Below are 22,758 nucleotides of genomic sequence, written 5' to 3'. Positions count from 1 at the left end.
CGCGGCGCGTTCCTGTAGGCCCGCGCCGACGGTGTGGAGCAGCGCCATCTCAGGGGCGCGGGGAACTGCGCGACCAGCCACGACGTATGCCGCACCGGCGACGGCACACCCACCCCGACGGCGCTACACCCGCTCCACGATCGTCGCGATCCCCATCCCGCCCCCGACGCACAACGTGGCCAGCCCGTACCGGAGGTCCCGCCGCTCCAGTTCGTCGACGAGCGTGCCGAGGATCATCGCCCCGGTCGCCCCCAGCGGATGCCCGAGCGCGATCGCCCCGCCGTTGACGTTGACCTTGTCGAGCGACAGCCCCATGTCCCGGACGAAGCGGAGCACCACCGCCGCGAACGCCTCGTTGATCTCGACCAGATCGATGTCGTCGATGGTCAGCCCCGCCTTGGCGAGCGCCTTGCGGGTGGCGGGCGCGGGCCCGGTCAGCATGATGGTGGGCTCGGAGCCGGAGACCGCGACGGAGACGACCCGCGCGCGCGGCGTCAGCCCGTACCGCTCCCCGACCTCGCGGGAGCCGATGGCGACGAGGGAGGCGCCGTCGACGATGCCGGAGGAGTTGCCCGCGTGGTGGACGTGGTCGATCTTCTCGACCCAGTGGTACTTCTGGAGCGCGACCGCGTCGAACCCGCCCAGCTCACCGATGTCCGCGAAGGACGGCTTGAGCTTGGCCAGCGAGTCGGCGGTCGTGCCGGGCCGCAGGAATTCGTCGCGGTCCAGGACGGTCAGGCCGCTGCGGTCCTTGACCGGGACCACCGAGCGGTCGAACCGCCCGTCCTTCACCGCGGCGGCGGCCCGTTCCTGGGAGAGCGCCGCGTACTCGTCCACGTCGCGCCGCGAGAACCCCTCGATCGTGGCGATGAGGTCGGCGCCGATGCCCTGCGGCACGAACCCGGTGTCGTAGTTGGTCATCGGGTCGGCGAACCAGGCGCCGCCGTCGGAGGCCATCGGCACGCGTGACATCGACTCGACGCCGCCGGCGAGGACGAGGTCCTCCCAGCCGGAGCGGACCTTCATGGCGGCGAGGTTGACGGCTTCGAGGCCCGAAGCGCAGAAGCGGTTCTCCTGGACACCCGCGACCGTGTCGGGCAGCCCGGCCGCGATCGCCGCGATGCGCGCGATGTCGGAGCCCTGGTCGCCGACGGGCCCGACGACGCCGAGCACGATGTCGTCGATCGCGGCGGGGTCGAGGCCCGGGAAGCGCGCCTGGATCTCGTGGATGAGGCCGACGACCAGGTCGATCGGCTTGGTGCCGTGCAGGGAGCCGGTGGCCTTGCCCCGCCCGCGCGGGGTGCGGATCGCGTCGTAGACGTACGCGTCAGTGGTCACGGGAGTGCCTTTCGGAGCGAGCGACAAAGAACGACAGTGAGGGTCAGGAGAGCAGCGAGCGGCCGATGATCTCCTTCATGATCTCGGTCGTGCCGCCGTAGATGGTCTGGATGCGCCCGTCGGTGAACGCCTTCGCGACGCGGTACTCGGTCATGTACCCGTACCCGCCGTGGAGTTGGAGGCAGCGGTCCGCGACCCGCTTCTGGAGTTCGGTCGCCCACCACTTCGCCATGGAGGCGTGCACGGCGTCGAGCGTGCCCGCCGCGTGGTCCTCGATGCAGCGGTCGAGGAACGTACGGGTGACGGCGCACTCGGTGGCCATCTCGGCTATCTCGAACCGGATGTGCTGGAGCTTGGCGAGCGGGCGCCCGAAGGCCTCGCGCTCCTTGACGTACGCCGTGGTGATCTCCAGGAGGTGTTCGGCGGCGGCGATGGCGGCGACGGCGATGCCCATGCGCTCCTGGGCGAGGTTGGTCATGAGGTGGAGGAACGCGCCGTTGAGTTCGCCGAGCAGATTCTCCTTGGGGACGCGTACGTCGTCGAAGAACAGCTCGGCAGTGTCCTGCGCCTTCTGGCCGATCTTGTCGAGGTTGCGGCCGCGCGTGAAGCCGTCCATGCCGCGTTCGACGACGAGCAGGGAGAGGCCGTGCGCGCCGCCGTCCTGCGTGGTCTTGGCGACGACGATGACGAGGTCGGCGAGGATGCCGTTGGAGATGAAGGTCTTGGAGCCGTTGAGCAGCCAGTGGTCGCCCTTGTCCTCGGCCGTGGTGCGGATGGCCTGGAGGTCGGAGCCCGCGCCGGGTTCGGTCATGGCGATGGCGGTGATCGTGGAGCCGTCGCAGAAGCCGGGCAGCCAGCGCCGCTTCTGCTCCTCGGTGGCGAGGGAGGTCAGGTACGGGCCGATGATGTCGTTGTGCAGGCCGACGGCGAGCCCGGCGGCGCCCGCGCGCGTGAACTCCTCGGCGAGGACCGCGCTGTAGCGGAAGTCGGCGTTGCCGCCGCCCCCGTACTCCTCGGGGACGGCGAGGCCGAGGAGCCCCTGGCGTCCGGCGGCGAGCCAGGCCTCGCGCGCGACGATGCCGTCCTTCTCCCACTGCTCGTAGTGCGGGGTCACCTCCTTGGCGAGGAAGGTGCGGACGGTCTCGCGGAACGCCTCGTGCTCGGCGCTGAACAGGCGTCGCTCCATGCTCGCGATCAACTGCCTTTCCTAGAGGTGCCATACATCTCAGAAGCGGGGATCAGGTCGGGTACATCCCAGTCGCGGGCCACCTCCGCCGTGTGGGCACCCGGTCGCGCCGGGCCCGTGCGGACGGCGGTCGGCGTGTCCGAGAAGCGCGGCGCGGGGGCGGGCTGCGTGATGCCCTCGTGGTCGACGAAGGTGGCGCGGGCGGCGAGGTGCGGGTGGGCCGGGGCCTCGCGCAGGGAGAGGACGGGCGCGGCGCAGGCGTCGGAGCCCGCGAAGACGTCCGCCCATTCGTCCCGCGTCCGTTGCTTGAAGCGGGCGGCGACAGCGTCGCGCAGCTCGCCCCAGCGGGCCAGGTCGCCGCGCGCGGGCGCCACCTCGGTGAGGCCCATGAGCCCCATGAACTCGTCGTAGAACCGCTGTTCGAGGGCGCCGACCGCCATGTACTGACCGTCGGCGGTCTCGTAGGTGCCGTAGAAGGGGCAGCCGCCGTCGAGGAGGTTGGCGCCGCGCCGGTCCTGCCAGCCGCCGGCCGCGAGCATGCCGTGGATCATCGCCGCGAGGTGCGACGTGCCGTCGACGATCGCCGCGTCCACGACCTGTCCGGCGCCGGTGGCGCGCGCGTGGTGGAGGGCGGCGAGGACGCCGACGACGAGGTAGAGGGCGCCGCCCGCGTAGTCGCCGACGAGGTTGGCGGGGACGGTCGGCGGCTCGTCCGGTTTGCCGATCATGGAGAGGGCGCCGGTGACCGCGATGTATCCGATGTCGTGCCCGGCGCGCTGGGCGAGCGGGCCGTCCTGGCCCCAGCCGGTCATCCGGCCGTAGACCAGCTTCGGGTTGCGGGCGTGGCAGGCGTCGGGGCCGACGCCGAGGCGCTCGGTGACGCCGGGCCGGTAGCCCTCGATCAGGACGTCGGCCCGCTCGGCGAGGCGCAGCACCGCCTCGGCGCCGTCCGGGCTCTTGAGGTCGACGACCACGGACCGCTTGTTGCGGTTGGTGACGTCGTACGCGGGGTCGATCGCGAGGCCCGTGCCGCCGGGTCTGTCCACCCGTACGACGTCGGCTCCGAGGTCGGCCAGGAGCATCGCGGCGAACGGTCCCGGGCCGATCCCGGCGAGTTCGACCACGCGCACCCCGGCAAGCGGGCCGTCGCCGGTATCCGTGCCTGCCACTGCCATCCGGCTACGCCCCCAGTCTGTGACACAACTGATGTAACACCAGTGATGCTATGAACCCGTCCCGGTCAGCACAACCCCCCAGCGAGCAAGCGCTCAGTCAATTTGCGACGCGCCCGGGCCCGGCGCTGACCCCGGCGTCCGCGCGCGCTAGCCTCGCCCCCACCGACGTAAGGGGTGTCATGGACAGGTCTGGTAGCGCTGGTGCGGCCGGGCGCCGCACGGACAAGGGCGCGGACAGGGCGTACGACGTGGTCCTGTTCGGCGCGACCGGCTTCGCGGGGGTGCTGACCGCCGAGTACCTCGCGGCGCACGCCCCGGAGGGGCTGCGCTGGGCGGTCGCAGGCCGCGACATGGCCAAGCTGGAGCGGCTGCGCGAGCGGCTGACCGGCATCGACCCGGCGTGCGCGGTGCTCCCGCTCGAACGCGCGGACGTCGCCGACGCGGCGTCCCTGCGCGAACTCGCCTCCCGCGCGCGCGTCATCGCCACGACCGTCGGACCGTATCTGCGCTACGGGGAGGCGCTGGTGGCGGCGTGCGCGGAGGCGGGCACCGACTACGTGGACCTCACGGGCGAACCGGAGTTCGTGGACCTCATGTACGTGCGCCACGATGCCCGCGCGCGGGAGACGGGCGCCCGCCTGGTGCACGCGTGCGGCTTCGACTCGATCCCGCACGACCTGGGCGCGTACTTCACCGTACGGCAGTTGCCGGAGGGCGTGCCGCTGCGGGTCGACGGTTTCGTGCGGACGAACGCGACGGTCTCGGGCGGCACCCTCGCCACCGCCCTCAACCAGTTCGGGCGCGCACGCCAGATGCTCGCCGCGCGGCAGGAGCGCCGCCGCCACCAGCCGCGTCTCGTCGGCCGCACCGCGTACGCGCCGACGGGAGCGCCCCGCTACGCCAAGGAGGTCGACGCGTGGGCGGTGCCGCTGCCCACGATCGACCCGCAGGTGGTCCAGCGCTCGGCGCGCGCCCTGGAGCGGTACGGCCCGGACTTCCGCTACCGGCACTACGCGGCGATGCGCACCCTGCCGTTCGCGGTGGGCGGCGTCGCGGTCGCCGGGGCGCTGTTCGCCGCCGCGCAGGTGCCGCCCGTACGGCGCTGGCTGAGCGGCCGCCTCGAACCCGGCGACGGGCCCGACGAGGCGCGCCGGGCCAAGAGCTGGTTCTCGGTGCGGTTCGTCGGCGAGGGCGGCGGGCGCCGGGTCTACACGGAGGTGTCCGGCGGCGACCCGGGGTACGACGAGACCGCGAAGATGCTGGCCGAGTCCGCGATGTGCCTCGCTCAGGACGAACTGCCCGACACCGCGGGCCAGGTGACCCCCGCGGTGGCGATGGGGGACGCCCTGATCGACCGCCTCCAGAAGGCGGGGCTCACGTTCCGCGTGGCGGCATCGGTCACCGCTCCGTGAGGCCGAGCAGCGCGTCCCGGCACAGCCGGTCGGCCCGGCGGGTCGTCTCCGGGACGCGGTAGGCGGGGGTCAGGGCGAGCGTGTGCGCGCACGCGTTCGCCAGGGAGACCCGGTGGCCGACGGAGACGTACACGGGCTTCACGCCGTCACGGGTGCGCAGGGCGCGGCCGACCTCCTCGTCCCCGTCGTCCGCGAGCAGCGCGGCGGCGCTCCCCCGCTCGCGCCCCAGCTCCCCGTGCGTGAAGACGAACGGGTTCTTGGCGACGCCGATCGTGGGCAGCCCCGTGACCACGCCGAGGTGGCTCGCGAGGCCGAAGCGGCGCGGGTGGGCGAGCCCGTAGCCGTCGCAGACGACGAGGCCGGGGTCGGTGCGCAGCGCCTCCAGGGCGCCGAGGACGGCCGGTATCTCGCGGAACGCCAACAGGCCCGGCACGTACGGGAAGGCGACGCGCCCGACGGACGTGGCCTCCTCGATCACGTCGAGCGTGGCCGCGTCGAGGACGACGGCCGCCGCGGCGACGACATCGCGCGCGTCGTCGTAGGCGACGTCGATCCCCGTGACCGTGCCTGTCCCGGGCGGTGGCCCCGTCTCGTCGAGGACGACGCGGTCGCGCAAGGCGTCCTGCACCGCGCGTGCCGCCGCCTCGTCCGCCGGCCAGCCTTCGGGGACCCCCGTGATCGTCTGCATCCGACCACCCTAAGAGGCGGCCGGGTTCTCCCACGTCCGCGGCTTCCACAGGCCCGAGCGGCGCAGGGACTGCGGGCAGTGCAAATAGATGGCGTCGATGTCCACGAGCAGCGCGAGGGCGGGGCGTTGCCCCTTGACCGCCATGGCGTCGAAGAAGGGCGCGTCGGTGAGGACGCGGGCGCGGCCGTTGACGCGCAGGACCTCGGTGGCGCCGGGGATCAGGAACAGCAGGCCCGCGTGCGGGTTCTCCAGGACGTTGTGGAAGCTGTCGCCGCGCCGGTTGCCCGGCCGGTCCGGGAGGGCCAGCGTGGTGTCGTCGACGACGTGGACGAAGCCGGGGCCGTCCCCGCGCGGTGACACGTCGCAGTTGCCGAGGGCGTCGGCGGTGGACAGCAGGCAGAACGGGGAGCGGGCGATGATGCTCCGGTCCAGCTCGTCGAGGCGCGGGTGGACCTTGTCGATGACGACGGGGTGCGGTTCGCCCAGGATCTCGCGCAAGAGGTCCGCGGAGCGCAGCTCCACGTAGCCGGTGTCCGTGGTGTGCAGCAAGCCAACTCCAGGATTCGTACGGGCCTCCGGCCGCGACCGCAGGGTGCCCGCCAGAGTGGTTGTCGCGTGAACATTATCTGATGTTAGGTTAGCCTCACCTAACGCCGGAACGCGCTGTTCCGGTGCCGGCCGCCGCGCGGCCGGACTGCGGAGACGGAACGGAACCGGGGCGGGCGAGCGTGGCAGGGCGAAGAACGGGGCGGTTGCTCCTCGGGCTCGGCGGGGTCGCCCTCGTCCTCGTGGCCGCCGTGGCGCTCAGCCTCGGCGTCGGCTCGGGGCACGTGCCCCTCCCCGACGTCGTCGACGGCCTCCTCCGCCCCGACCACGGCGTCCGCGCGCAACTCGTCGTCCGTGAGGTCCGGATGCCGCGCACGGCGGCCGGGCTCCTCGCGGGCGTGGCGCTCGGCCTCGCGGGCGCCGTCATGCAGGGCGTCGCCCGCAACCCCCTCGCCGACCCCGGCCTGTTGGGCGTCAACGCCGGGGCCTCCGTCTTCGTCGTCCTCGCCATCAGCGTGCTCGCCCTGACCGAGCCGCGGCAGTACATCTGGTTCGGCTTCCTCGGCGCGTGCCTCGCCGCCGTGCTCGTGTACGGGGTCGGCAGCCTCGGCCGCGAGGGCGCCACCCCGGTCAAGCTCGCCCTGTCCGGGGCCGCCGTCGCCGCCGCGCTCTCCGCCCTGACCAGCGCGATGCTGCTGACCGACAGCAAGACCTTCGACCAGTTCCGGTTCTGGCAGGTCGGCTCCCTCACCGGCCGCGAGGACGGTGTGCTGTGGCAGGCGCTGCCGTTCGTCGCCGTCGGCGCGCTGCTGGCCCTCGCGCTCGGCCCGCGCCTCAACACGCTGGCCCTCGGCGACGACACGGCGCGCGGGCTCGGGCAGCGGATCGCCCTCGCGCGGATCGGCGCGGCGGTGTGCGTCGTGCTGCTGTGCGGGGCCGCCACGGTCGTCGCGGGCCCGATCGCCTTCGTCGGCCTGGCCGTTCCGCACGCGGCGCGGCTGATCACCGGGCCCGACTACCGGTGGATCCTCCCCTACAGCGCCCTGCTCGCGCCCGCCGCGCTGCTCCTCGCCGACGTCACCGGCCGGCTGATCGCGCGGCCCGGCGAGGTCCAGGTCGGCGTCATGACGGCCGCGCTCGGGGCGATCCCGTTCGTCCTGCTCGTGCGGCGCAGGAAGACGGTGGAGCTGTGAGCGGCGGCGTACCGGCGGGGGCGGTGGCCCGGGTGTCGGCCGTACGACGCCGGGGGCGCGCCCGGTCCACGGCGGTCGGCGGCGGCCTGGTGCTGGCCGCGTTCGCCGCCCTGTGCATCTCGCTCAGCGTCGGCGACTACACCATCCCGGTGCCGGACGTGGCCGCCACGCTGCTCGGCGGCGGCGACGGCGGAACACGGTTCGTCGTCCTCGAACTCCGCCTGCCCCGCGCCCTGCTCGCGCTGCTCGTCGGCTGCTGCTTCGGCCTCTCGGGGGCGGTGTTCCAGACCCTGCTGCGCAATCCGCTCGCGAGCCCCGACGTGATCGGGGTCAGCTCCGGCGCGGGCGCCGCCGTCGTCCTCGCGGGCGGGCTCGCCGGGCTGAGCGGGACGCCGCTGTCGTTCGTGGCGCTCGCCGGGTCCCTGGCCACGGGGACGGCGGTCTATCTCCTCGCCTGGCGCAAGGGCGTGAGCGGATACCGGCTCGTCCTGGTCGGCCTGGGCATCGGCACGGGCCTGACGAGCGTGATCTCGTACCAGATGACACGCTCCGAGGTCACCGAGGCGCAGACGGCGTTCCTGTGGCTGGCGGGCAGCCTCAACGGGCGCTCCTGGCCGCACTTCTGGCCGCTGCTCGCCGGCGCGGCGCTGCTCGTACCGCTGACCGCCCTGGCCGCGCGGGCGCTGCCCGCGCTGCAACTCGGCGACGACACGGCGGGCGGGCTCGGCGCCCGCGTCGAACGGGACCGGCTCGCCCTGCTGGCCTGCGCCACCGCCCTCGCGGGCGTGGCCACCGCCGCCGCGGGCCCCGTCGGCTTCGTCGCCTTCGTCTCGCCGCCGATCGCCCGCCGCCTCGTCCCCGGGCAGGGCGCGGCGCTGCTGCCGTCGGCCGCCACGGGCGCGCTGCTCGTCCTCGTCGCCGACTTCACTGCGCAACACCTGATCCCGGGCACCCAGTTGCCGGTCGGCATCGTGACGAGCGTGATCGGCGCGCCATACCTGCTGTGGCTCCTGGCCCGCTCCAACCGCGCGGGGCAGGGCGGTTGACGTGCGCCCCGCGGCGAGACAGGACCGACCGGACGACCCGCTCAAGCCCGCACCACCCCGGGGGCCGGAACACGTCCTAACGCCCTTCAACAGCCGCACCGGTCACGGCTGCCAACCGTCACACCCGCCCCACCGTCACCCGTCACACCCGCGACACCGTCACACCCGCCACACCCCACCCCCTGACCTCACCCGCACCCCATGACGCCCCGCCCCGCACCCCCCGACCACAAGGAGACGACGACCCCCGTGGCTTCCGTGCACAGCTTGCAGGCCCGTGGTCTCGCGCTCGGTTACGGCGAGCGCCGGATCGTGTCCGGTCTCGATGTCGACATCCCGGCCGGGCGGATCACCGTCGTGGTCGGCCCCAACGCCTGCGGCAAGTCGACCTTGCTGCGCGCCATGGCCCGGCTCCTCACCCCGACCGCGGGCACCGTGCTGCTCGACGGGCGCAGTGTGCACGCCATGTCCACCAAGGATGTGGCCGCGGTACTCGGCGTGCTGCCGCAGACCCCGGTGGCGCCCGAGTCGATCACCGTCGCGGACCTGGTCGGCCGGGGCCGCTACCCGCACCAGGGCTGGTTCCGGCGCTGGACGCCCGCCGACGACGAGGCCGTGGCCACCGCCCTCCACGCCACCGACGTCCTCGATCTCGCCGAACGCTCCCTCGACGAGCTCTCCGGCGGCCAGCGCCAACGCGTCTGGATCGCCATGGCGCTCGCCCAGGAGACCGACGTACTGCTCCTGGACGAGCCGACGACCTACCTCGACATCAGCCACCAGCTCGACGTCCTCGACCTCCTCACCGACCTGAACCGGGAGCGCGGCGTCACCCTCGTCGTGGTCCTGCACGACCTCAACCTCGCCTGCCGCTACGCCGATCACCTCGTCGCGATGAAGGACGGCCGGATCGTCGCCGAGGGCGCGCCCTCCGACATCGTCACGGAGTCCCTGGTCGAGGAGGTGTTCGGGCTGCGCAGCGCCGTCGTCCCCGACCCGGCGTCCGGCACCCCGCTCATCGTCCCCATGGGGCGCCACCACATCAGCGCCACCACCCCGCGCAACTAGCAAGACCCAACTAGCAAGACGCAACTGACAAGACGCAACTGACAAGACGCGACCAGCAAGAAGAGAGAGCCCCTCATGTCCTCCCCCACCACCCCCCGCTCCGGCCGCCGCGTCCTCGTCGGCGCCGTCGCCCTCGCCCTGGCCGGTTCACTCGCGGCCTGCGGCTCGGGCTCGGACGACGAAGGCAAGGACACCGGCGCGGCACAGGCGGGCGCCGGCGCGTTCCCCGCCGAGGTCTCCACCAAGTTCGGCACGGTCACCGTCAAGGAGCGCCCGAAGCGCGTCGTCGCCCTCGGCTGGGGCGACGCCGAGACCGCCCTCGCGCTCGGCGTGCAGCCGGTCGCGGCGAGCGACTGGCTGGCGTTCGGCGGCGAGGGCGTCGGCCCCTGGGCCGAGGGCAAGTACGACAAGGCGCCGCAGCGGATCGGCACCTTGGAGCCCGAGTACGAGAAGATCGCCGCGCTCCGGCCGGACCTCATCCTCGACACGAAGGCGAGCGGCGACAAGACCCGCTACGACACCCTCAGCAAGATCGCGCCGACCGTCGGGGTGCCGAAGGGCGGCGACCAGTACAAGATCTCCTGGGAGAAGCAGACCACGATGGTCGCGCGGGCGCTCGGTGTCCCCGAGAAGGGCGAGAAGCTGATCGCGGACACCGAGAAGCAGTTCGCCGACGCCGCCGCCGCGCACCCCGAGTTCAAGGGCAGGACCATCACCGTCGGCTCCCGTACGGCCTCGTCCTGGGGCGCGTACGTGCACGGCACCGGGCGTCTGGACTTCGTCGAGCGGCTCGGCTTCACCAACAACCCGGAGGTGGAGAAGAAGGCGGGCAAGGCGTTCTCGGTGCCGGTGTCGGAGGAGAACCTCCAGATGCTCGACGCGGACCTGATGGTGATGGCGCCCATCGGCACGACCGCGAAGAAGATCACCTCGGACCCGCTGTTCGCGTCGGTCCCGGCGGTGAAGAAGGGCCACGCGGTGGTCTTCGACGACAAGGACCTCAGCTCGGCGTTCGCCACCGACTCGGTGCTCTCGGTGCGGTACGCGCTCAAGAACGTGGTGCCACTGTTCTCGGACGCCATCAAGAAGTGAAGGAGGGCACCGGGAGCGCTAAATGCGGCTGCCCGCCGTCGTGTCGGAGGACAGCCGCTGGGCCGCGTACACCGGCACGACCGACAGCAGGACGAGGACGACGGCGACGACGTTGACCACGGGTGCCTGCTGCGGTCGCGCCATGTTGGAGAAGATCCACAGCGGCAGGGTCTGTACGCCGGGGCCCGCCGTGAACGTCGTCACCACGATCTCGTCGAAGGAGAGCGCGAACGCGAGCAGCCCGCCGGCCGCGAGCGCCGAGCGGGTCAGCGGGAACGTGACGTCGCGGAACGTGCGGAAGGGCCCCGCCCCGAGGTCCATGGCCGCCTCCTCGTAGGAGCCCTGGAGCCTGCGCAGCCGGGCGGCGACGTTGTTGAAGACGATGACGACGCAGAACGTGGCGTGCCCGACGACGACCGTGAACAGGCCGAGCCCGATCCCGAGCGGCTCCAGGACCGTACGGAACGCGGTGTTCAGCGCGACCCCCGTGATGATGCCCGGCAGCGCGATCGGCAGGACGACGGCGAACGAGACCGCCTCCCGGCCGAAGAACCGGTACCGGGCGACCGCGAAGGCGACGAGCGTGCCGAGGACGAGCGCGATGAGCGTGGCGCCGAGCCCCGCCTTCACCGAGGTCCACAGCGCGTCCCTGGCGCCCGCGCTGTGCCAGGCGTCGCGCCACCAGCGCAGGGTGAGTCCGCTCGGCGGCCAGCCCGCGCTCCGGTCCCGGTTCAGCGAGTTGACGACGACCAGGAGCAGCGGCACGTAGAGGACGGCGAAGCCGGCGCAGGCGGCGGCGCGGAGCGCGATGCGCGCGGGGCGGGACAGGTGCACCACGGGCTCCCTACGGCTCAGAGGCTGCCCAGCGCGCCGGTGCGGCGCACGGCAAGGAGGTACAGGACGATCACGGCCACCGGCACGGTCCCGAGGGCGGCGGCGAGCGGCAGGTCGAGGGTGATGTTGGCGTAGACGACGTTGCCGATGAGCTGGGTCTTCCCGCCGACGATCTGTACGGCGATGTAGTCGCCGAGGCTGAGCGAGAAGGTGAAGACGGAGCCCGCCGCGACCGAGGGCAGGACGAGCGGCAGCAGCACCGTGCGGAAGGTGTGCCAGGTGCGGGCGCCGAGGTCGGCGGAGGCGTCGAGCAGGGCTTCGGGGACGCGTTCGAGCCCGGCGTGGATCGGCAGGATCATGTACGGCAGCCAGAGGTAGGTCAGGACGAGGACGGCGGCGGTGAGTCCGTAGCCGGGCCCGTCCAGGCCGAACGGGGACAGCAGCCAGTCCAGGAAGCCCCCTTCGGCGAGCATCACGCGCCACGCGTACGCCTTGACCAGGTAGCTCGCCCACAGCGGCGTGAGGATGGCGACGACGAGCAGCGGGCGCCACCGGGGGCGGGCGACGCGCGCCGTGCAGAAGGCGATCGGGAAGGCAAGGACGACGCACAGCGCCGTGACGGCGAGTGCGACGCCGACGCTGCGGAGGACGACCTGCCGGTAGACGTCCGTCGTGAACAGGGTGCGAAAGTTGTCCAGGGTCCAGGTGCGCACGATGTCCGAGGTGAACGGGTCCGTGGTCCACAGGCCCGACAGGAACAGCACCGCGAGCGAGCCGAGGTAGGCGACGACGAGCCAGGTCAGGGGCGCGGCGAGGAGCAGCGCGAGCCGCAGCCGGGGGCTGCGGTGCAGCGCCCCGGCGGCTTTTCCGGTGCGCATCTCAGCCCTTGATCTCGGTCCACGCCTGGACCCATTTCGCGTACGGCACGCACGTGACGTCGGTGCGGCCGTCGAGGCACTGCGGGAGGGGCGTGGTCCAGAAGTGGACGCGCTTCCAGTAGGCGGCGTCGTCGGCGTGGTACGTGGCGCAGTGCTGCTTGTCGGCGGTCTCCTGGCACGCCTTCGCGTTGGCGGGGGCCTCGCCGAAGTACTCGGCGACCTGGGCGTTGGCCTTCGGCGAGACGATCCAGTCGAGCCACTTGTAGGCGCAGTTGGGGTGTTTGGCCTTCGCGGAGACCATCCAGGTGTCGGACCAGCCGGTGGCTCCCTCCTTCGGCAGGACGGCCTTGACCGGCGCCTTCTCCGCCTGCGCGGTGTTGACGATGACCTGCCAGCTCGTGCCGATGACGGAGTCGCCGCTCTTGAAGGCGGAGATCTCCTTGAGGTAGTCGCTCCAGTACTCGCCGATGCTCCGGTTCTGCCGCTTCAGCAGGCCGACGGCGGCGTCGAACTGCTTCTGGTCGAGCGCGTACGGGTCCTTGATGCCGAGGCCAGGCTTGGTCTTCATCAGGTACAGCGCGGCGTCGGCGAGGTAGATCGGGGAGTCGTACGCGGTGACCTTGCCCTGGTGCGCGGGCGCGTCGTCGAAGACGGCCTTCCACGAGTCGGGCGCCGGGCTGACCTTGTCGGTGCGGTACATGAGGAGGTTGGCGCCGCGGCCGTGCGGGATGCCGTAGGCGACGTTCTTCACCGAGTTCCACGGCTGCATCTTCAGACCCGGGAAGACGTCCTTGTAGTGGGGTACGAGGTCGGTGTTGACCGGCGCCGCGTCGCCGGAGGCGATCAGGCGCAGGGAGGCGTCGCCGGACGCGGAGACGGCGTCGTACTGGCCGGTCTTCATCAGGTTGACCATCTCGTCGGAGGTTCCGGCGATCTTGGTGTTGACCTGGCAGCCCGTCCGCTTCTCGAACGGGGTGACCCAGTCGGCCTTCGGGTCGTTGGAGCCGTCCTCGGCGTATCCGGCCCAGGCGATGAGGTTCACCTGGCCCTCGGTCCTGCCGAGCGCCGCGGGCGCGGACATCTTCGGCGGGGTGAAGCCCCGCCCTCCCGGCCCGCCCTTGTCGTCGTCCCCCGAGGATCCGCAGGCGGTGACGAGCAGCAGTCCGCCGACTGCGGCGGCCAGACACGTTCGGGTTGCGCGCACGAGGTCTCCCTGTCGGTCGGTTCGCGTGGGTCGCTCAGGGTTTCCGGCTCAGTGGGACGTTGTGCCGCCGGTGCCAGCGCAGCAGGACGCGGCTGCCCGGCAGGGCGAGGGCGTCGGAGGCGGTGGTGTCGAGGTTCTGCCGTACGACGACGAAGCGGGCGCCGGCGTCGGTGTCGACGACGACGCGGGTGCTGTCGCCGAGGTAGACGGCGTCGGTGACGGTGCCGCGCACCTCGCTGTGGTCGCGGCCCCCGACGCCCGCGCCGCCCGCCGGGTCGCCGTCGGGCAGGAGCCTGATCTTCTCCGGCCGCACGCCGAACGTCCCGGGTTTGCCCGCGATCAGTTCGGCGGCGGCGCCGGTGAGGGTGTTGGAGGTGCCGACGAAGGACGCGACGAACGGGGAGGCGGGCGCCTCGTACAGCTCGCCCGGCGTGCCGACCTGTTCGACGCGGCCCGCGTTCATGACGGCGATCCGGTCGCTGAGCGCCAGCGCCTCGGCCTGGTCGTGGGTGACGAGCACGAAGGTGATGCCGACCTCGCGCTGCAACTCCTTCAGCTCGCCCTGCATCTGCTCGCGCAGTTTCAGGTCCAGGGCGCCGAGCGGTTCGTCGAGGAGCAGCACGCGGGGGCGGACGACGAGGGCGCGGGCGAGCGCGACGCGCTGGCGCTGGCCTCCGGAGAGCTGCCCTGGCCTGCGCGCGCCGAACCCTTCGAGGCGGACGGAGGCGAGCGCGGCGCGGGCCCGCTCCGCCTGCTCCCTGCGGCCGACGCCGCGCACCTTCAGCCCGTAGGCCACGTTCTGCTCGACGCTCATGTGCGGGAACAGGGCGTAGTCCTGGAAGACGGTGGTGACGTCGCGCTCGAAGGGGGCGCGCCGGGTGACATCGGCGCCGCCGAGGGCGACGGTGCCTCGGGTCGGTGTCTCGAACCCGGCGATCAGGCGCAGCACGGTCGTCTTGCCGGAGCCCGAGGGGCCGAGCAGTGAGAAGAACTCGCCCTCGGCCACGTCGAGCCCGACACCGGCGACGGCACGCACGTCACCGAAGGACTTGTGCACATCGCGCAGCGCGATCGCGGGCATGGCCATATGCGTAGATCATGCACACTTCAATCAGCCCCACAAGACCGCCGACGGCGCGCCGGTCCCGTTCGTGGCGCAATCGGAATGGTGCGCGGAGCGCTCAGCGCAACCCGTGTCCCATGCGCGCCACGCGCCCCTTCTCCCCCGCCGCCCAGCAGGCGCCGTCACGCGCGCAGTCGACGGTGTCGTACGAGCCCGGGTCCACGGTGCGCCAGGTGCGGCCCGCGTCCGTGGTGAGGTCGGTGCCGGTCGGGCCGACGGCGAGTGCGGCGGTGCGGCTGTGCGGGAGCCAGGCGACGCCGGAGCGGTAGGCGGGCGGCGGCCGGTCCGACGGGGCCCAGGTGCGGCCCCCGTCGCCGGTGGTCGCGGCGGCGCGCGGCGAGGGGTTGCCCGCGGTGTAGTCGCCGCCGACCGCGATGCCGTGGGCGCGGTCGCGGAAGGCGAGGCCGAAGACGCCGCGGGCCGGGTCGCCCGCCGGGACCGGGGTCTCGGTCGCCGTCCAGTTCAGGCCACGGTCGCGGGAGTGCAGGACGCGGGCGGTCGCGCCGCCTCCGGTGGCGAGCCAGACGTCCTTGGGGCCGGACGCCACGAGGCACTGCCCGGACGCGGCGAACCCGGCCTCGCCCGCCTGGGCCTCCGGCATCCCGGCGCTGGGCAGGACGCGCCAGGACCGGCCGCCGTCCCGGGTCGACAGGATGCGGAACTTCCCGTCGACCGGGTCGCTCATCGCCAGGCCGTTGCGGTGGTCGAAGAAGGTGACGCAGTCGTAGAACGCCTTCGGGTCGGGGTTGCGGAACGACTCCGTCCAGGTCGCGCCGCCGTCGTCCGTGCGGTAGACGCGGGACGCCTCGCCCTCGCCGATGGCCAGGACGACGGCGCGGCGCGCGTCGAACGCCTCGATGTCGCGGAACTCCAGCGCCTCCGCCGCCGCGCCGGGCGGTGAGACCGGCCTCCATTGCGCGCCGCCGTCCGTGGTGCGCAGCACCGTGCCCTTCGACCCGGCGACCCAGGCGGTGCGCCGGTCCACGGCGGCGAGGCCGCGGAAGCGGGCGTCGGTGTGCGTGTCCGTGAGCTGCCAGCGGGGGGTCGGCGCGTGGGCCGCTGCGGGGCCCGGCGCGGCGCCCAGCGCGAGGGTCACCGCCACCCCCGCGCCCATGGCCATCCGTCCCAGGAGCCCCGCGCTTCTCGTGACTCTCCGTATGCCCGTACGCCTCAGATCCGTCATGGCGCGGGGAGCGTAGTCCACCATCCGAGTGGCGTCCAGATCACTCTGATTGAAATCGGTGACAGAGGTCACTCGTCTTTCGTCCGGCTTCAGGTGCACGGAGTTACCCGTTCCGCCGTCTATTCAAGTGAGGCCGTCCGTCCGTCGTAGTCCGTGCAGTCGTCCCTAGGAGCAGGCGTTGTCCACCCTCATCGAGCAGGCCGTAGAGGCCCGAATCGTCGCCGCCGCACCCCGCATGGCCAGCATCCCCGCGACCCTCGGCTACGACGTGCGCGACCCGTTCGCCGTCCGCATGTCCTTCCCGGCCGCCGCCACCCTCGAAGGCGTCGACGTCTGCTGGACGTTCGCCCGCGACCTGCTCGCCACGGGGGTGCGGGAGCCCGCCGGCCTCGGTGACGTCCGCGTGCGGCCCTACGGGTACGACCGCACGGTCCTGGAGTTCCACGCCATGGAGGGCACGGCGATCGTGCACATCCGCACCGGCGAGCTGGAGCGCTTCCTCGCCAGCACGAGGGCGCTGGTCCCGGTCGGCGAGGAGTCCCTCCACGTGGACGTGGACAGCGACCTGGCGGAGCTGCTGGGACAGGCGTGAACCGTTAATCGGTTGACGCGCGGCCGGGGCGGTTCCTAGCGTGTATGGCGGTTCTGTTGTCGTCGATCGGAGTAGGACGTTGCTCGTCTGAGGTTCTGAGACACCGCGCATGTCACGCCGCGCACGTGCACCCGTACGTGCCTTCCCGCGTCCATGTCGCTGTGCGAGACCTCGGCATCCGAGCCCGAGCCGTCCTCCCCGCGCCGTCGCAGACCCTTCTTCTTGTGGCCCCGGCTTTCTCCGCGGTGTCTCGAACGTGTCGCACCCGTCACCGTTCGCACCGAGCCACCGCGAGGCCCGTATGTCCCTGTCCTCCCCCGCCCACGCCCACGGCCCCACGTCCGTCGCCGTCACCGGTCTCTCGTACGCCTGGCCCGACGGTACCGTCGTCTTCGACGACCTCCAGGTCTCCTTCGGCCCGGGCCGTACCGGGCTCATCGGCGTCAACGGGTCGGGCAAGTCGACCCTGTTGCGCCTCATCGCCGGTGAGCTGACGCCCGCCGACGGCACCGTGCGCGTCTTCGGCGACATCGGATACCTGCCGCAGAACGTCGCCCTGGACACCACCTCCCGGGTCGACGAAGTGCTCGGCATCGCCGGGACGCGGGCCGCCCTGCACGCCATCGAGGCCGGTGACGTGCGCGAGGAGCACTTCACCGCCGTCGGCGACGACTGGGACGTCGAGGAGCGCGCCCGCGCCACGCTCGGTGAGCTCGGGCTCGACCACATCGACCTGGACCGCACCATCGGCGAGGTGTCGGGCGGCGAGTCGGTGCTCCTGCGGCTCGCCGCGCTGCTGCTGCGCCGCCCCGACGTCCTGCTGCTCGACGAGCCGACCAACAATCTGGACCTGCACGCCCGGCAGCGGCTGTACGCCGCCGTCGAGCGCTGGTCCGGCGTGCTCGTCCTCGTCAGCCACGACCGTGAACTCCTCGACCGCGTCGACCAGATCGCGGATCTGCGCGGCGGCGGGATCACCTGGTACGGCGGGAACTTCTCCGCCTACGAGGAGGCCCTCGCCGTCGAGCAGGACGCGGCGGAGCGCATGGTGCGCGTCGCCGAGTCGGACCTCAAGAAGCAGAAGCGCGAACTGTCCGACGCCCATATGAAGCTCGCCCGCCGCAAGCGGTACGGACAGAAGATGTGGGACAGCAAGCGCGAGCCCAAGATCGTCATGGGCGCGCGCAAGCGAGCGGCCCAGGTCTCCGCGGGCAAGCACCGCATCCTGCACGAGGAGAAGCTCACCGAGGCCAAGGAGCGGCTCGACGAGGCGGTGGAGGCGGTGCGCGACGACGACGAGATCCGCGTCGACATGCCGTTCACCGCTGTCCCGCCGGGCCGCGACGTCCTCACGCTGCGCGATCTGCGGCTCGCCCACGGGGCGCGGGTGCGGGGCGCGTTCGAGCTGCGCGGGCCGGAGCGCGTCGCCCTCATCGGGCGCAACGGCGCGGGCAAGACGACGCTGCTGCGCACGATCGCCGGTGATCTCGCGCCGGTCGAGGGCGAGGCGACGGCCCATGTGCCGCTCCGCTTCCTGCCGCAGCGCCTCGACGTGCTCGACGACGGGCTGAGCGTCGCGGAGAACGTGGCCCGGTTCGCGCCGGACGCCACCAACAACCGGATCCGGGCCCGGCTCGCCCGCTTCCTGTTCAAGGGCGCGCGGGCCGACCAGCTCGCCGCGACCCTGTCCGGCGGCGAACGGTTCCGCGCGACCCTGGCCGCGCTGATGCTCTCCGAGCCGGCGCCCCAGCTCCTCATGCTCGACGAGCCGACCAACAACCTGGACATGGCGAGCGTCCGCCAGCTGACGACGGCCCTGGAGTCCTACGAGGGCGCCCTCGTCGTCGCCAGCCACGACCTGCCGTTCCTGCGGTCGATCGGAGTGACCAGATGGCTTCTGCTCGACGGAGCGCTGACGGACACCGAAGCCCCGTAAACATGACAGAACGTGTCGGGTATCCGCCCTAGCGTCGAACCATGCCGAGCACAACACCGAACACGACACCACCTGCCCACCCGTACCTGCGCATCGTCGGAGCCCGCGAGAACAACCTCCAGGACGTCACCCTCCGCATCCCCAAGGAACGCCTCACCGTGTTCACGGGGGTGTCGGGGTCGGGGAAGTCGTCGATCGTCTTCTCCACCATCGCGGCCGAGTCACAGCGTCAGCTCAACGAGACGTACCCGTGGTTCGTCCGCAACCGGCTGCCGAAGCACGAGCGGCCGCACGCCGACGCCCTGGAGGACCTCTCCCCCGCGATCGTCGTGGACCAGCGGCCGATCGGCGGGCACTCCCGGTCCACCGTCGGCACGATGACGGACGTCTACTCGGTGATCCGCGTGCTCTTCTCGCGGTGCGGGACGCCGAGCGCGGGCCCGGCGACCGCGTACTCGTTCAACGACCCCAGCGGCATGTGCCCCGAGTGCGACGGGCTCGGGCGCACGGTCCGCCCCGACTACGACCGCATCCTCGACCCGGCGAAGTCGCTCGCGGACGGCGCCGTGCTCTTCCCGCCGTTCGCCGCCGGCACCTGGCAGGGCCAGACGTACACCAACACCACCGACCTCGACACGCGCAAGCCGGTCGGCGAGTTCAGCGCCGCCGAACGGGAGTTCCTCCTGCGCGGGCGCGGGGCGCGGGTGAACGTCGACAACACCGGCGGCAGCCGCGACATCGCCTTCGAAGGGCTCGCCGACCGGTTCGAGCGGCTGTATCTGAAGCGGGACCTGTCGACGCTCAGCCAGCGCACCCGCGACATGGTGGAGCGGTACCTGACCGAGGGGCCCTGCCCGCTGTGCAGAGGCGCGCGCCTCACCGCCGCCGCACTCGCCACCCGGGTCGGCGGTCACTCCATCGCCGACCTCACCTCCATGGAGGTCAGCGAGCTGATCCCCGTACTGCGCCGCCTCACCGAGGGGAAGGACCCCGATCCGGTCGCCGTGCCGATCGTCGCGGCCGCCGTCGCCGCGCTCTCCCGCATCGAGGCGATCGGGCTCGGCTACCTGAGCCTCGACCGGCCCACGTCGACGCTGTCCGGCGGCGAGGGGCAGCGCCTGAAGACTGTGCGGCACCTGGGGTCGAGCCTGACCGGGATGACGTACATCTTCGACGAGCCGAGCGTCGGCCTGCACCCGCGCGACGTGGGGCGCCTGACCGATTTGCTGCTGCGCCTGCGCGACAAGGGGAACACCGTCCTCGTCGTCGAGCACGACCCGGATGTCATCGCCGTCGCCGACCACGTCGTCGACATGGGCCCCGGAGGCGGCGCCGACGGCGGGCGCGTGGTGTACGAGGGGCCGCCGGAGGGATTGCGGCGGGCGGCGACCCTGACCGGACGGTGCCTGCGGCGCACGGGCGGCGTGAAGGAGCGCCCGCGCCGGCCCACCGGCGCGCTGCACGTCAAGGACGCCGCGCTGCACAACCTCAAGGACGTGTCCGTGCAGGTGCCGACCGGTGTGCTCACCGCCGTGACCGGGGTCGCGGGCTCGGGCAAGAGCTCGCTCGTGTCGGGGGCGCTGTGCGCCGCGTACCCGGACGCGGTGGTCGTCGACCAGTCGTCCATCGGCATCTCGGCGCGCTCCACCCCGGCGACGTACCTGGGCATCATGGACACCGTACGGAAGATCTTCGCCCGGGAGACGGGCGCGGAGCCGGGGCTGTTCAGCTTCAACTCGGCCGGGGCGTGCGCCACCTGCCAGGGCCGCGGCGTGGTATACAGCGACCTCGCCTTCATGGACCCGGTCACCACCCGCTGCGACTCCTGCGACGGGCGGCGGTTCGGCGAGGAGGTGCTGCGGCTCACGGTGCGGGGCCGCAGCGTCGCCGACGTGCTCGACATGACGGCCGCCGAGGCCCTCGACCACTTCGGCGGCGCCGACCCGGGCGAGGAGGCGCTGCGCCGTCGGCTGCGCGCCCTGCGCGACGTCGGTCTGACCTATCTCACGCTCGGCCGCTCCCTCAGCACCCTCTCCGGCGGCGAGCGCCAGCGCATCAAACTGGCCACGCATCTGCACCGCACCGCCGCCACCTACGTCCTGGACGAACCGACCACCGGGCTGCACATGGCGGACGTCGACGGGCTGGTGGCGCTGCTCGACCAGCTGGTCGACGCGGGCAACACCGTGGTCGTCGTCGAGCACAACCTCGACGTGATCCGGCGGGCGGACTGGATCATCGACCTCGGCCCGGAGGGCGGGCGCCACGGTGGCCGGGTCGTGTTCGAGGGGACGCCGGCCGAACTCCTGCACGCGGACGGCTCGTTCACGGCCGAACACGTACGGCGTGTCGTGTGACGTGCCTCTCAGTCTGGTTTGCGGGGCTCCTGATGTGACATCGACCCTTTATCGAGCGCTTAACCTACGGCAACGTAACCTACGACACCGTAAGTAATACCGCTCGCTGTACCTCCGTCCCCCAGGAGCCCCTGTGACCGTGATCTCTCCCCGCCTCGGCTCGTCGACCACATGGACCGACGCCCGCCTCCTGCACGCACTGGAGGAAGTGGTCGAGAAGGAGCTGAACCGGCACCTCAAGGTCGCCAAGGACTGGATGCCGCACGAGTACGTACCCTGGTCCGACGCTCGCAACTTCCCCGGCTTCTTCGAGGACGGCGAGGCCTGGGACAAGGAGCAGTCGCAGGTCACGGAGATCGGCCGGACCGCGCTGATCGTGAACCTGCTGACCGAGGACAACCTCCCCAGCTACCACCACGAGATCGCCTCCCTGTTCGGCCGGGACGGCGCCTGGGGCACCTGGGTGCACCGCTGGACGGCCGAGGAGGGCCGGCACGGGATCGTCATGCGCGACTACCTCCTCGCGTCGCGCGCCGTCGACCCGGACAAGCTCGAGAACTTCCGCATGGCACACATGAGCGAGGGCTTCGAGTCGGACAACGGGCACTCGATGCTCCACTCGGTCGCCTACGTGGCGTTCCAGGAGCTCGCGACCCGGATCTCGCACCGCAACACCGGCCACCAGTCGGGCGACCCGGTCTGCGACCGGATGCTGGCGCGCATCGCCACGGACGAGAACCTGCACATGGTCTTCTACCGGAACCTGCTGAAGGCCGCCTTCGAGATCGCCCCCGACCTGACGATGCGGGCCGTGCGCGACGTCGTCGTCAACTTCCGCATGCCGGGGCACGGCATCCCCGGCTTCGAGCGGGCGGCGGCGCAGATGGCGATCGGCGAGGTCTACAACCTGCGCATCCACCACGACGACGTGCTCCAGCCCGTGCTCCGCTTCCTCAAGATCATGGAGATCGACGGGCTGGGCCCCGAGGGTGTCCGGGCCCAGGAGGAGGTGGGTCTGTTCATGAACGGACTCGACAGCGAGGCCGCCAAGTTCGACGAGAAGCTGGCCGCCCGCAAGGCCAGGCTCGCGGCACGGGCCGCCCAGGGCTGACGGTTCCGGCGGCGGTGCGCTGGCACACCCGTCCGCACCGCCGCGCCCCGCGCACCGCAGTGTCGATAACGTCCGTGATAGCTTCTAACGGAAGCTGCCGGCCGACGCCTCTGGCCGATCCGGACGGCGTACTCGACGGAAGGCGGTCGCGGCCGTGCCCGACACGAAGAGCCCGCGCGAGCGGTACCGCGCCCAGGTGCGCGCGGAGATCAAGCAGCACGCCTGGGAGCAGATCGCGACCGCCGGCGCCTCCGCGCTCTCCCTGAACGCGATCGCCAAGCAGATGGGCATGAGCGGTCCCGCGCTCTACCGCTACTACGCGGGCCGCGACGAGCTGATCACCGAGCTGATCCGGGACGCGTACCAGAGCCTCGCCGACACCTTCCGCGCGACCGAGAAGGAGGTCGCCGCCCTCGCGCGGGCGCTGCGCGGCTGGGCCCTCGCCGACCCGCACCGCTACTTCCTGGTCTACGGCACCCCCGTACCGGGGTATCACGCGCCCGACGACATCACCGCCATCGCGTCCGAGATCATGGCGCCGCTGCTCGACGCCTGCGCGGCGCTGGCCTACGACGAGGAACCGGCGCCCTTCGACACGCACATCGAGGCGCACCGGCAGTGGGCGGAGGGGCATCAGGTCCCGCCCGCGGTCCTGCACCGGGCGCTGTCCGTGTGGACGCGGCTGCACGGTGTCCTGTCCCTTGAGGCCGCGGGGCACTTCACCGGGATGGGGTTCGACCCCGGGCTCCTCTTCGAGGCCGAGCTGGACAGCCTGCTCTGACGCTCCTGCCGGGAG

20 protein-coding genes are annotated in these 22,758 nt (G+C 72.2%); 10 read left to right on the top strand and 10 right to left on the bottom strand.

The features are described from left to right. Window positions 1-123: 123 nt before the first annotated feature. From ABZ877_RS30280 to ABZ877_RS30270, 3 genes are read right to left on the bottom strand one after another with little or no spacing between them, the layout of a single operon-like run. A complete protein-coding gene (locus ABZ877_RS30280; protein ID WP_361077441.1) occupies window positions 124-1,338 on the bottom strand; it encodes an acetyl-CoA C-acetyltransferase in 1,215 nt (404 codons plus the stop codon). Between the two features lie 43 nt (window positions 1,339-1,381). Then, on the bottom strand, window positions 1,382-2,524 hold the full coding sequence (locus tag ABZ877_RS30275; RefSeq protein ID WP_361077468.1) for an acyl-CoA dehydrogenase family protein: 1,143 nt from the start codon (window positions 2,522-2,524) through the stop codon (window positions 1,382-1,384). An 8-nt stretch (window positions 2,525-2,532) separates the two neighbouring features. Further along, complete coding sequence (locus ABZ877_RS30270; protein ID WP_361077438.1) at window positions 2,533-3,699, bottom strand: CaiB/BaiF CoA-transferase family protein; 1,167 nt, start codon at window positions 3,697-3,699, stop codon at window positions 2,533-2,535. A gap of 179 nt (window positions 3,700-3,878) precedes the next feature. Here ABZ877_RS30270 and ABZ877_RS30265 point away from each other — a divergent pair, with 179 nt between their 5' ends. Then, entirely contained in the window at window positions 3,879-5,111 is a 1,233-nt protein-coding gene (locus ABZ877_RS30265) for a saccharopine dehydrogenase NADP-binding domain-containing protein (RefSeq protein WP_361077435.1), read from the top strand. On the opposite strand, the gene ABZ877_RS30260 is transcribed toward ABZ877_RS30265, so the two are convergent. After that, window positions 5,098-5,799: an endonuclease V gene (locus ABZ877_RS30260; RefSeq protein ID WP_361077432.1), complete on the bottom strand. Its 702-nt coding sequence runs from the start codon at window positions 5,797-5,799 to the stop codon at window positions 5,098-5,100. The two genes, ABZ877_RS30265 and ABZ877_RS30260, sit on opposite strands and share 14 nt — an antisense overlap. Window positions 5,800-5,808: 9 nt before the next feature. Then, window positions 5,809-6,348: an MSMEG_1061 family FMN-dependent PPOX-type flavoprotein gene (locus tag ABZ877_RS30255; protein WP_361077428.1), complete on the bottom strand. Its 540-nt coding sequence runs from the start codon at window positions 6,346-6,348 to the stop codon at window positions 5,809-5,811. A 179-nt stretch (window positions 6,349-6,527) separates the two neighbouring features. Here ABZ877_RS30255 and ABZ877_RS30250 point away from each other — a divergent pair, with 179 nt between their 5' ends. The 4 genes from ABZ877_RS30250 to ABZ877_RS30235 all read left to right on the top strand — a co-directional run bounded on the left by ABZ877_RS30250 (window position 6,528) and on the right by ABZ877_RS30235 (window position 10,744). Then, the gene (locus ABZ877_RS30250; RefSeq protein ID WP_361077425.1) at window positions 6,528-7,538 is read left to right on the top strand and encodes an iron ABC transporter permease; all 1,011 of its coding nucleotides are present in this window, start codon (window positions 6,528-6,530) and stop codon (window positions 7,536-7,538) included. Then, window positions 7,535-8,584: an iron chelate uptake ABC transporter family permease subunit gene (locus tag ABZ877_RS30245; RefSeq protein WP_361077422.1), complete on the top strand. Its 1,050-nt coding sequence runs from the start codon at window positions 7,535-7,537 to the stop codon at window positions 8,582-8,584. Before ABZ877_RS30250 ends, ABZ877_RS30245 begins: the two co-directional genes overlap by 4 nt. Before the next feature lie 201 nt (window positions 8,585-8,785). Then, complete coding sequence (locus ABZ877_RS30240) at window positions 8,786-9,652, top strand: ABC transporter ATP-binding protein (RefSeq protein ID WP_361077419.1); 867 nt, start codon at window positions 8,786-8,788, stop codon at window positions 9,650-9,652. A gap of 75 nt (window positions 9,653-9,727) precedes the next feature. After that, on the top strand, window positions 9,728-10,744 hold the full coding sequence (locus tag ABZ877_RS30235; protein ID WP_361077416.1) for an iron-siderophore ABC transporter substrate-binding protein: 1,017 nt from the start codon (window positions 9,728-9,730) through the stop codon (window positions 10,742-10,744). Window positions 10,745-10,762: 18 nt separating this feature from the next. Here the strand turns inward: ABZ877_RS30235 and ABZ877_RS30230 are convergent, their stop codons facing one another. From ABZ877_RS30230 to ABZ877_RS30210, 5 genes are all read right to left on the bottom strand, one after another. Then, window positions 10,763-11,578, bottom strand: a complete 816-nt coding sequence (locus ABZ877_RS30230; protein WP_361077413.1) for an ABC transporter permease — start codon at window positions 11,576-11,578, stop codon at window positions 10,763-10,765. Between the two features lie 17 nt (window positions 11,579-11,595). Continuing rightward, window positions 11,596-12,456: an ABC transporter permease gene (locus ABZ877_RS30225; protein WP_361077410.1), complete on the bottom strand. Its 861-nt coding sequence runs from the start codon at window positions 12,454-12,456 to the stop codon at window positions 11,596-11,598. Window position 12,457: 1 nt separating this feature from the next. After that, window positions 12,458-13,660 (bottom strand): ABC transporter substrate-binding protein, encoded by a 1,203-nt coding sequence (locus ABZ877_RS30220; protein WP_361077407.1) that lies wholly within the window; start codon window positions 13,658-13,660, stop codon window positions 12,458-12,460. Window positions 13,661-13,694: 34 nt separating this feature from the next. Beyond that, the gene (locus tag ABZ877_RS30215) at window positions 13,695-14,747 is read right to left on the bottom strand and encodes an ABC transporter ATP-binding protein (RefSeq protein WP_361077404.1); all 1,053 of its coding nucleotides are present in this window, start codon (window positions 14,745-14,747) and stop codon (window positions 13,695-13,697) included. A gap of 94 nt (window positions 14,748-14,841) precedes the next feature. Further along, the gene (locus tag ABZ877_RS30210; RefSeq protein ID WP_361077465.1) at window positions 14,842-15,903 is read right to left on the bottom strand and encodes an oxidoreductase; all 1,062 of its coding nucleotides are present in this window, start codon (window positions 15,901-15,903) and stop codon (window positions 14,842-14,844) included. A gap of 241 nt (window positions 15,904-16,144) precedes the next feature. On the opposite strand from ABZ877_RS30210, the gene ABZ877_RS30205 reads away from it, so the two are divergent. The 5 genes from ABZ877_RS30205 (at window position 16,145) to ABZ877_RS30185 (ending at window position 22,743) form a co-directional block, all read left to right on the top strand. Continuing rightward, window positions 16,145-16,558 carry an SsgA family sporulation/cell division regulator gene (locus ABZ877_RS30205; RefSeq protein WP_361077400.1) on the top strand — a complete coding sequence of 138 codons (414 nt, stop codon included), beginning with the start codon at window positions 16,145-16,147 and terminating at the stop codon, window positions 16,556-16,558. A gap of 301 nt (window positions 16,559-16,859) precedes the next feature. After that, on the top strand, window positions 16,860-18,494 hold the full coding sequence (locus ABZ877_RS30200; RefSeq protein WP_361077396.1) for an ABC-F family ATP-binding cassette domain-containing protein: 1,635 nt from the start codon (window positions 16,860-16,862) through the stop codon (window positions 18,492-18,494). A gap of 41 nt (window positions 18,495-18,535) precedes the next feature. Further along, on the top strand, window positions 18,536-20,851 hold the full coding sequence (locus ABZ877_RS30195; RefSeq protein WP_361077393.1) for an excinuclease ABC subunit UvrA: 2,316 nt from the start codon (window positions 18,536-18,538) through the stop codon (window positions 20,849-20,851). 133 nt (window positions 20,852-20,984) lie between these two features. Next, window positions 20,985-21,962: an acyl-ACP desaturase gene (locus ABZ877_RS30190; protein ID WP_361077390.1), complete on the top strand. Its 978-nt coding sequence runs from the start codon at window positions 20,985-20,987 to the stop codon at window positions 21,960-21,962. Between the two features lie 154 nt (window positions 21,963-22,116). After that, window positions 22,117-22,743 (top strand): TetR/AcrR family transcriptional regulator, encoded by a 627-nt coding sequence (locus ABZ877_RS30185; protein WP_361077387.1) that lies wholly within the window; start codon window positions 22,117-22,119, stop codon window positions 22,741-22,743. Window positions 22,744-22,758 lie beyond the last annotated feature (15 nt).

It is taken from the genome of Streptomyces sp. NPDC046939 (assembly GCF_040644575.1).
Lineage (GTDB): Bacteria > Actinomycetota > Actinomycetes > Streptomycetales > Streptomycetaceae > Streptomyces.
Note: the sequence above shows the minus strand (reverse complement) of the source record. Positions and strands in the feature narration are given on the sequence as shown.

Excerpts from the sequence above, each read along its gene's own strand:
- ABZ877_RS30275 (WP_361077468.1), bottom strand. The coding sequence starts at position 2,524 with ATGGAGCGACGCCTGTTCAGCGCCGAGCACGAGGCGTTCCGCGAGACC.
- ABZ877_RS30270 (WP_361077438.1), bottom strand. The coding sequence starts at position 3,699 with ATGGCAGTGGCAGGCACGGATACCGGCGACGGCCCGCTTGCCGGGGTG.
- ABZ877_RS30265 (WP_361077435.1), top strand. The coding sequence starts at position 3,879 with ATGGACAGGTCTGGTAGCGCTGGTGCGGCCGGGCGCCGCACGGACAAG.
- ABZ877_RS30260 (WP_361077432.1), bottom strand. The coding sequence starts at position 5,799 with ATGCAGACGATCACGGGGGTCCCCGAAGGCTGGCCGGCGGACGAGGCG.
- ABZ877_RS30240 (WP_361077419.1), top strand. The coding sequence starts at position 8,786 with ATGACGCCCCGCCCCGCACCCCCCGACCACAAGGAGACGACGACCCCC.
- ABZ877_RS30235 (WP_361077416.1), top strand. The coding sequence starts at position 9,728 with ATGTCCTCCCCCACCACCCCCCGCTCCGGCCGCCGCGTCCTCGTCGGC.
- ABZ877_RS30225 (WP_361077410.1), bottom strand. The coding sequence starts at position 12,456 with ATGCGCACCGGAAAAGCCGCCGGGGCGCTGCACCGCAGCCCCCGGCTG.
- ABZ877_RS30215 (WP_361077404.1), bottom strand. The coding sequence starts at position 14,747 with ATGGCCATGCCCGCGATCGCGCTGCGCGATGTGCACAAGTCCTTCGGT.
- ABZ877_RS30210 (WP_361077465.1), bottom strand. The coding sequence starts at position 15,903 with ATGGCCATGGGCGCGGGGGTGGCGGTGACCCTCGCGCTGGGCGCCGCG.
- ABZ877_RS30200 (WP_361077396.1), top strand. The coding sequence starts at position 16,860 with ATGTCCCTGTCCTCCCCCGCCCACGCCCACGGCCCCACGTCCGTCGCC.
- ABZ877_RS30195 (WP_361077393.1), top strand. The coding sequence starts at position 18,536 with ATGCCGAGCACAACACCGAACACGACACCACCTGCCCACCCGTACCTG.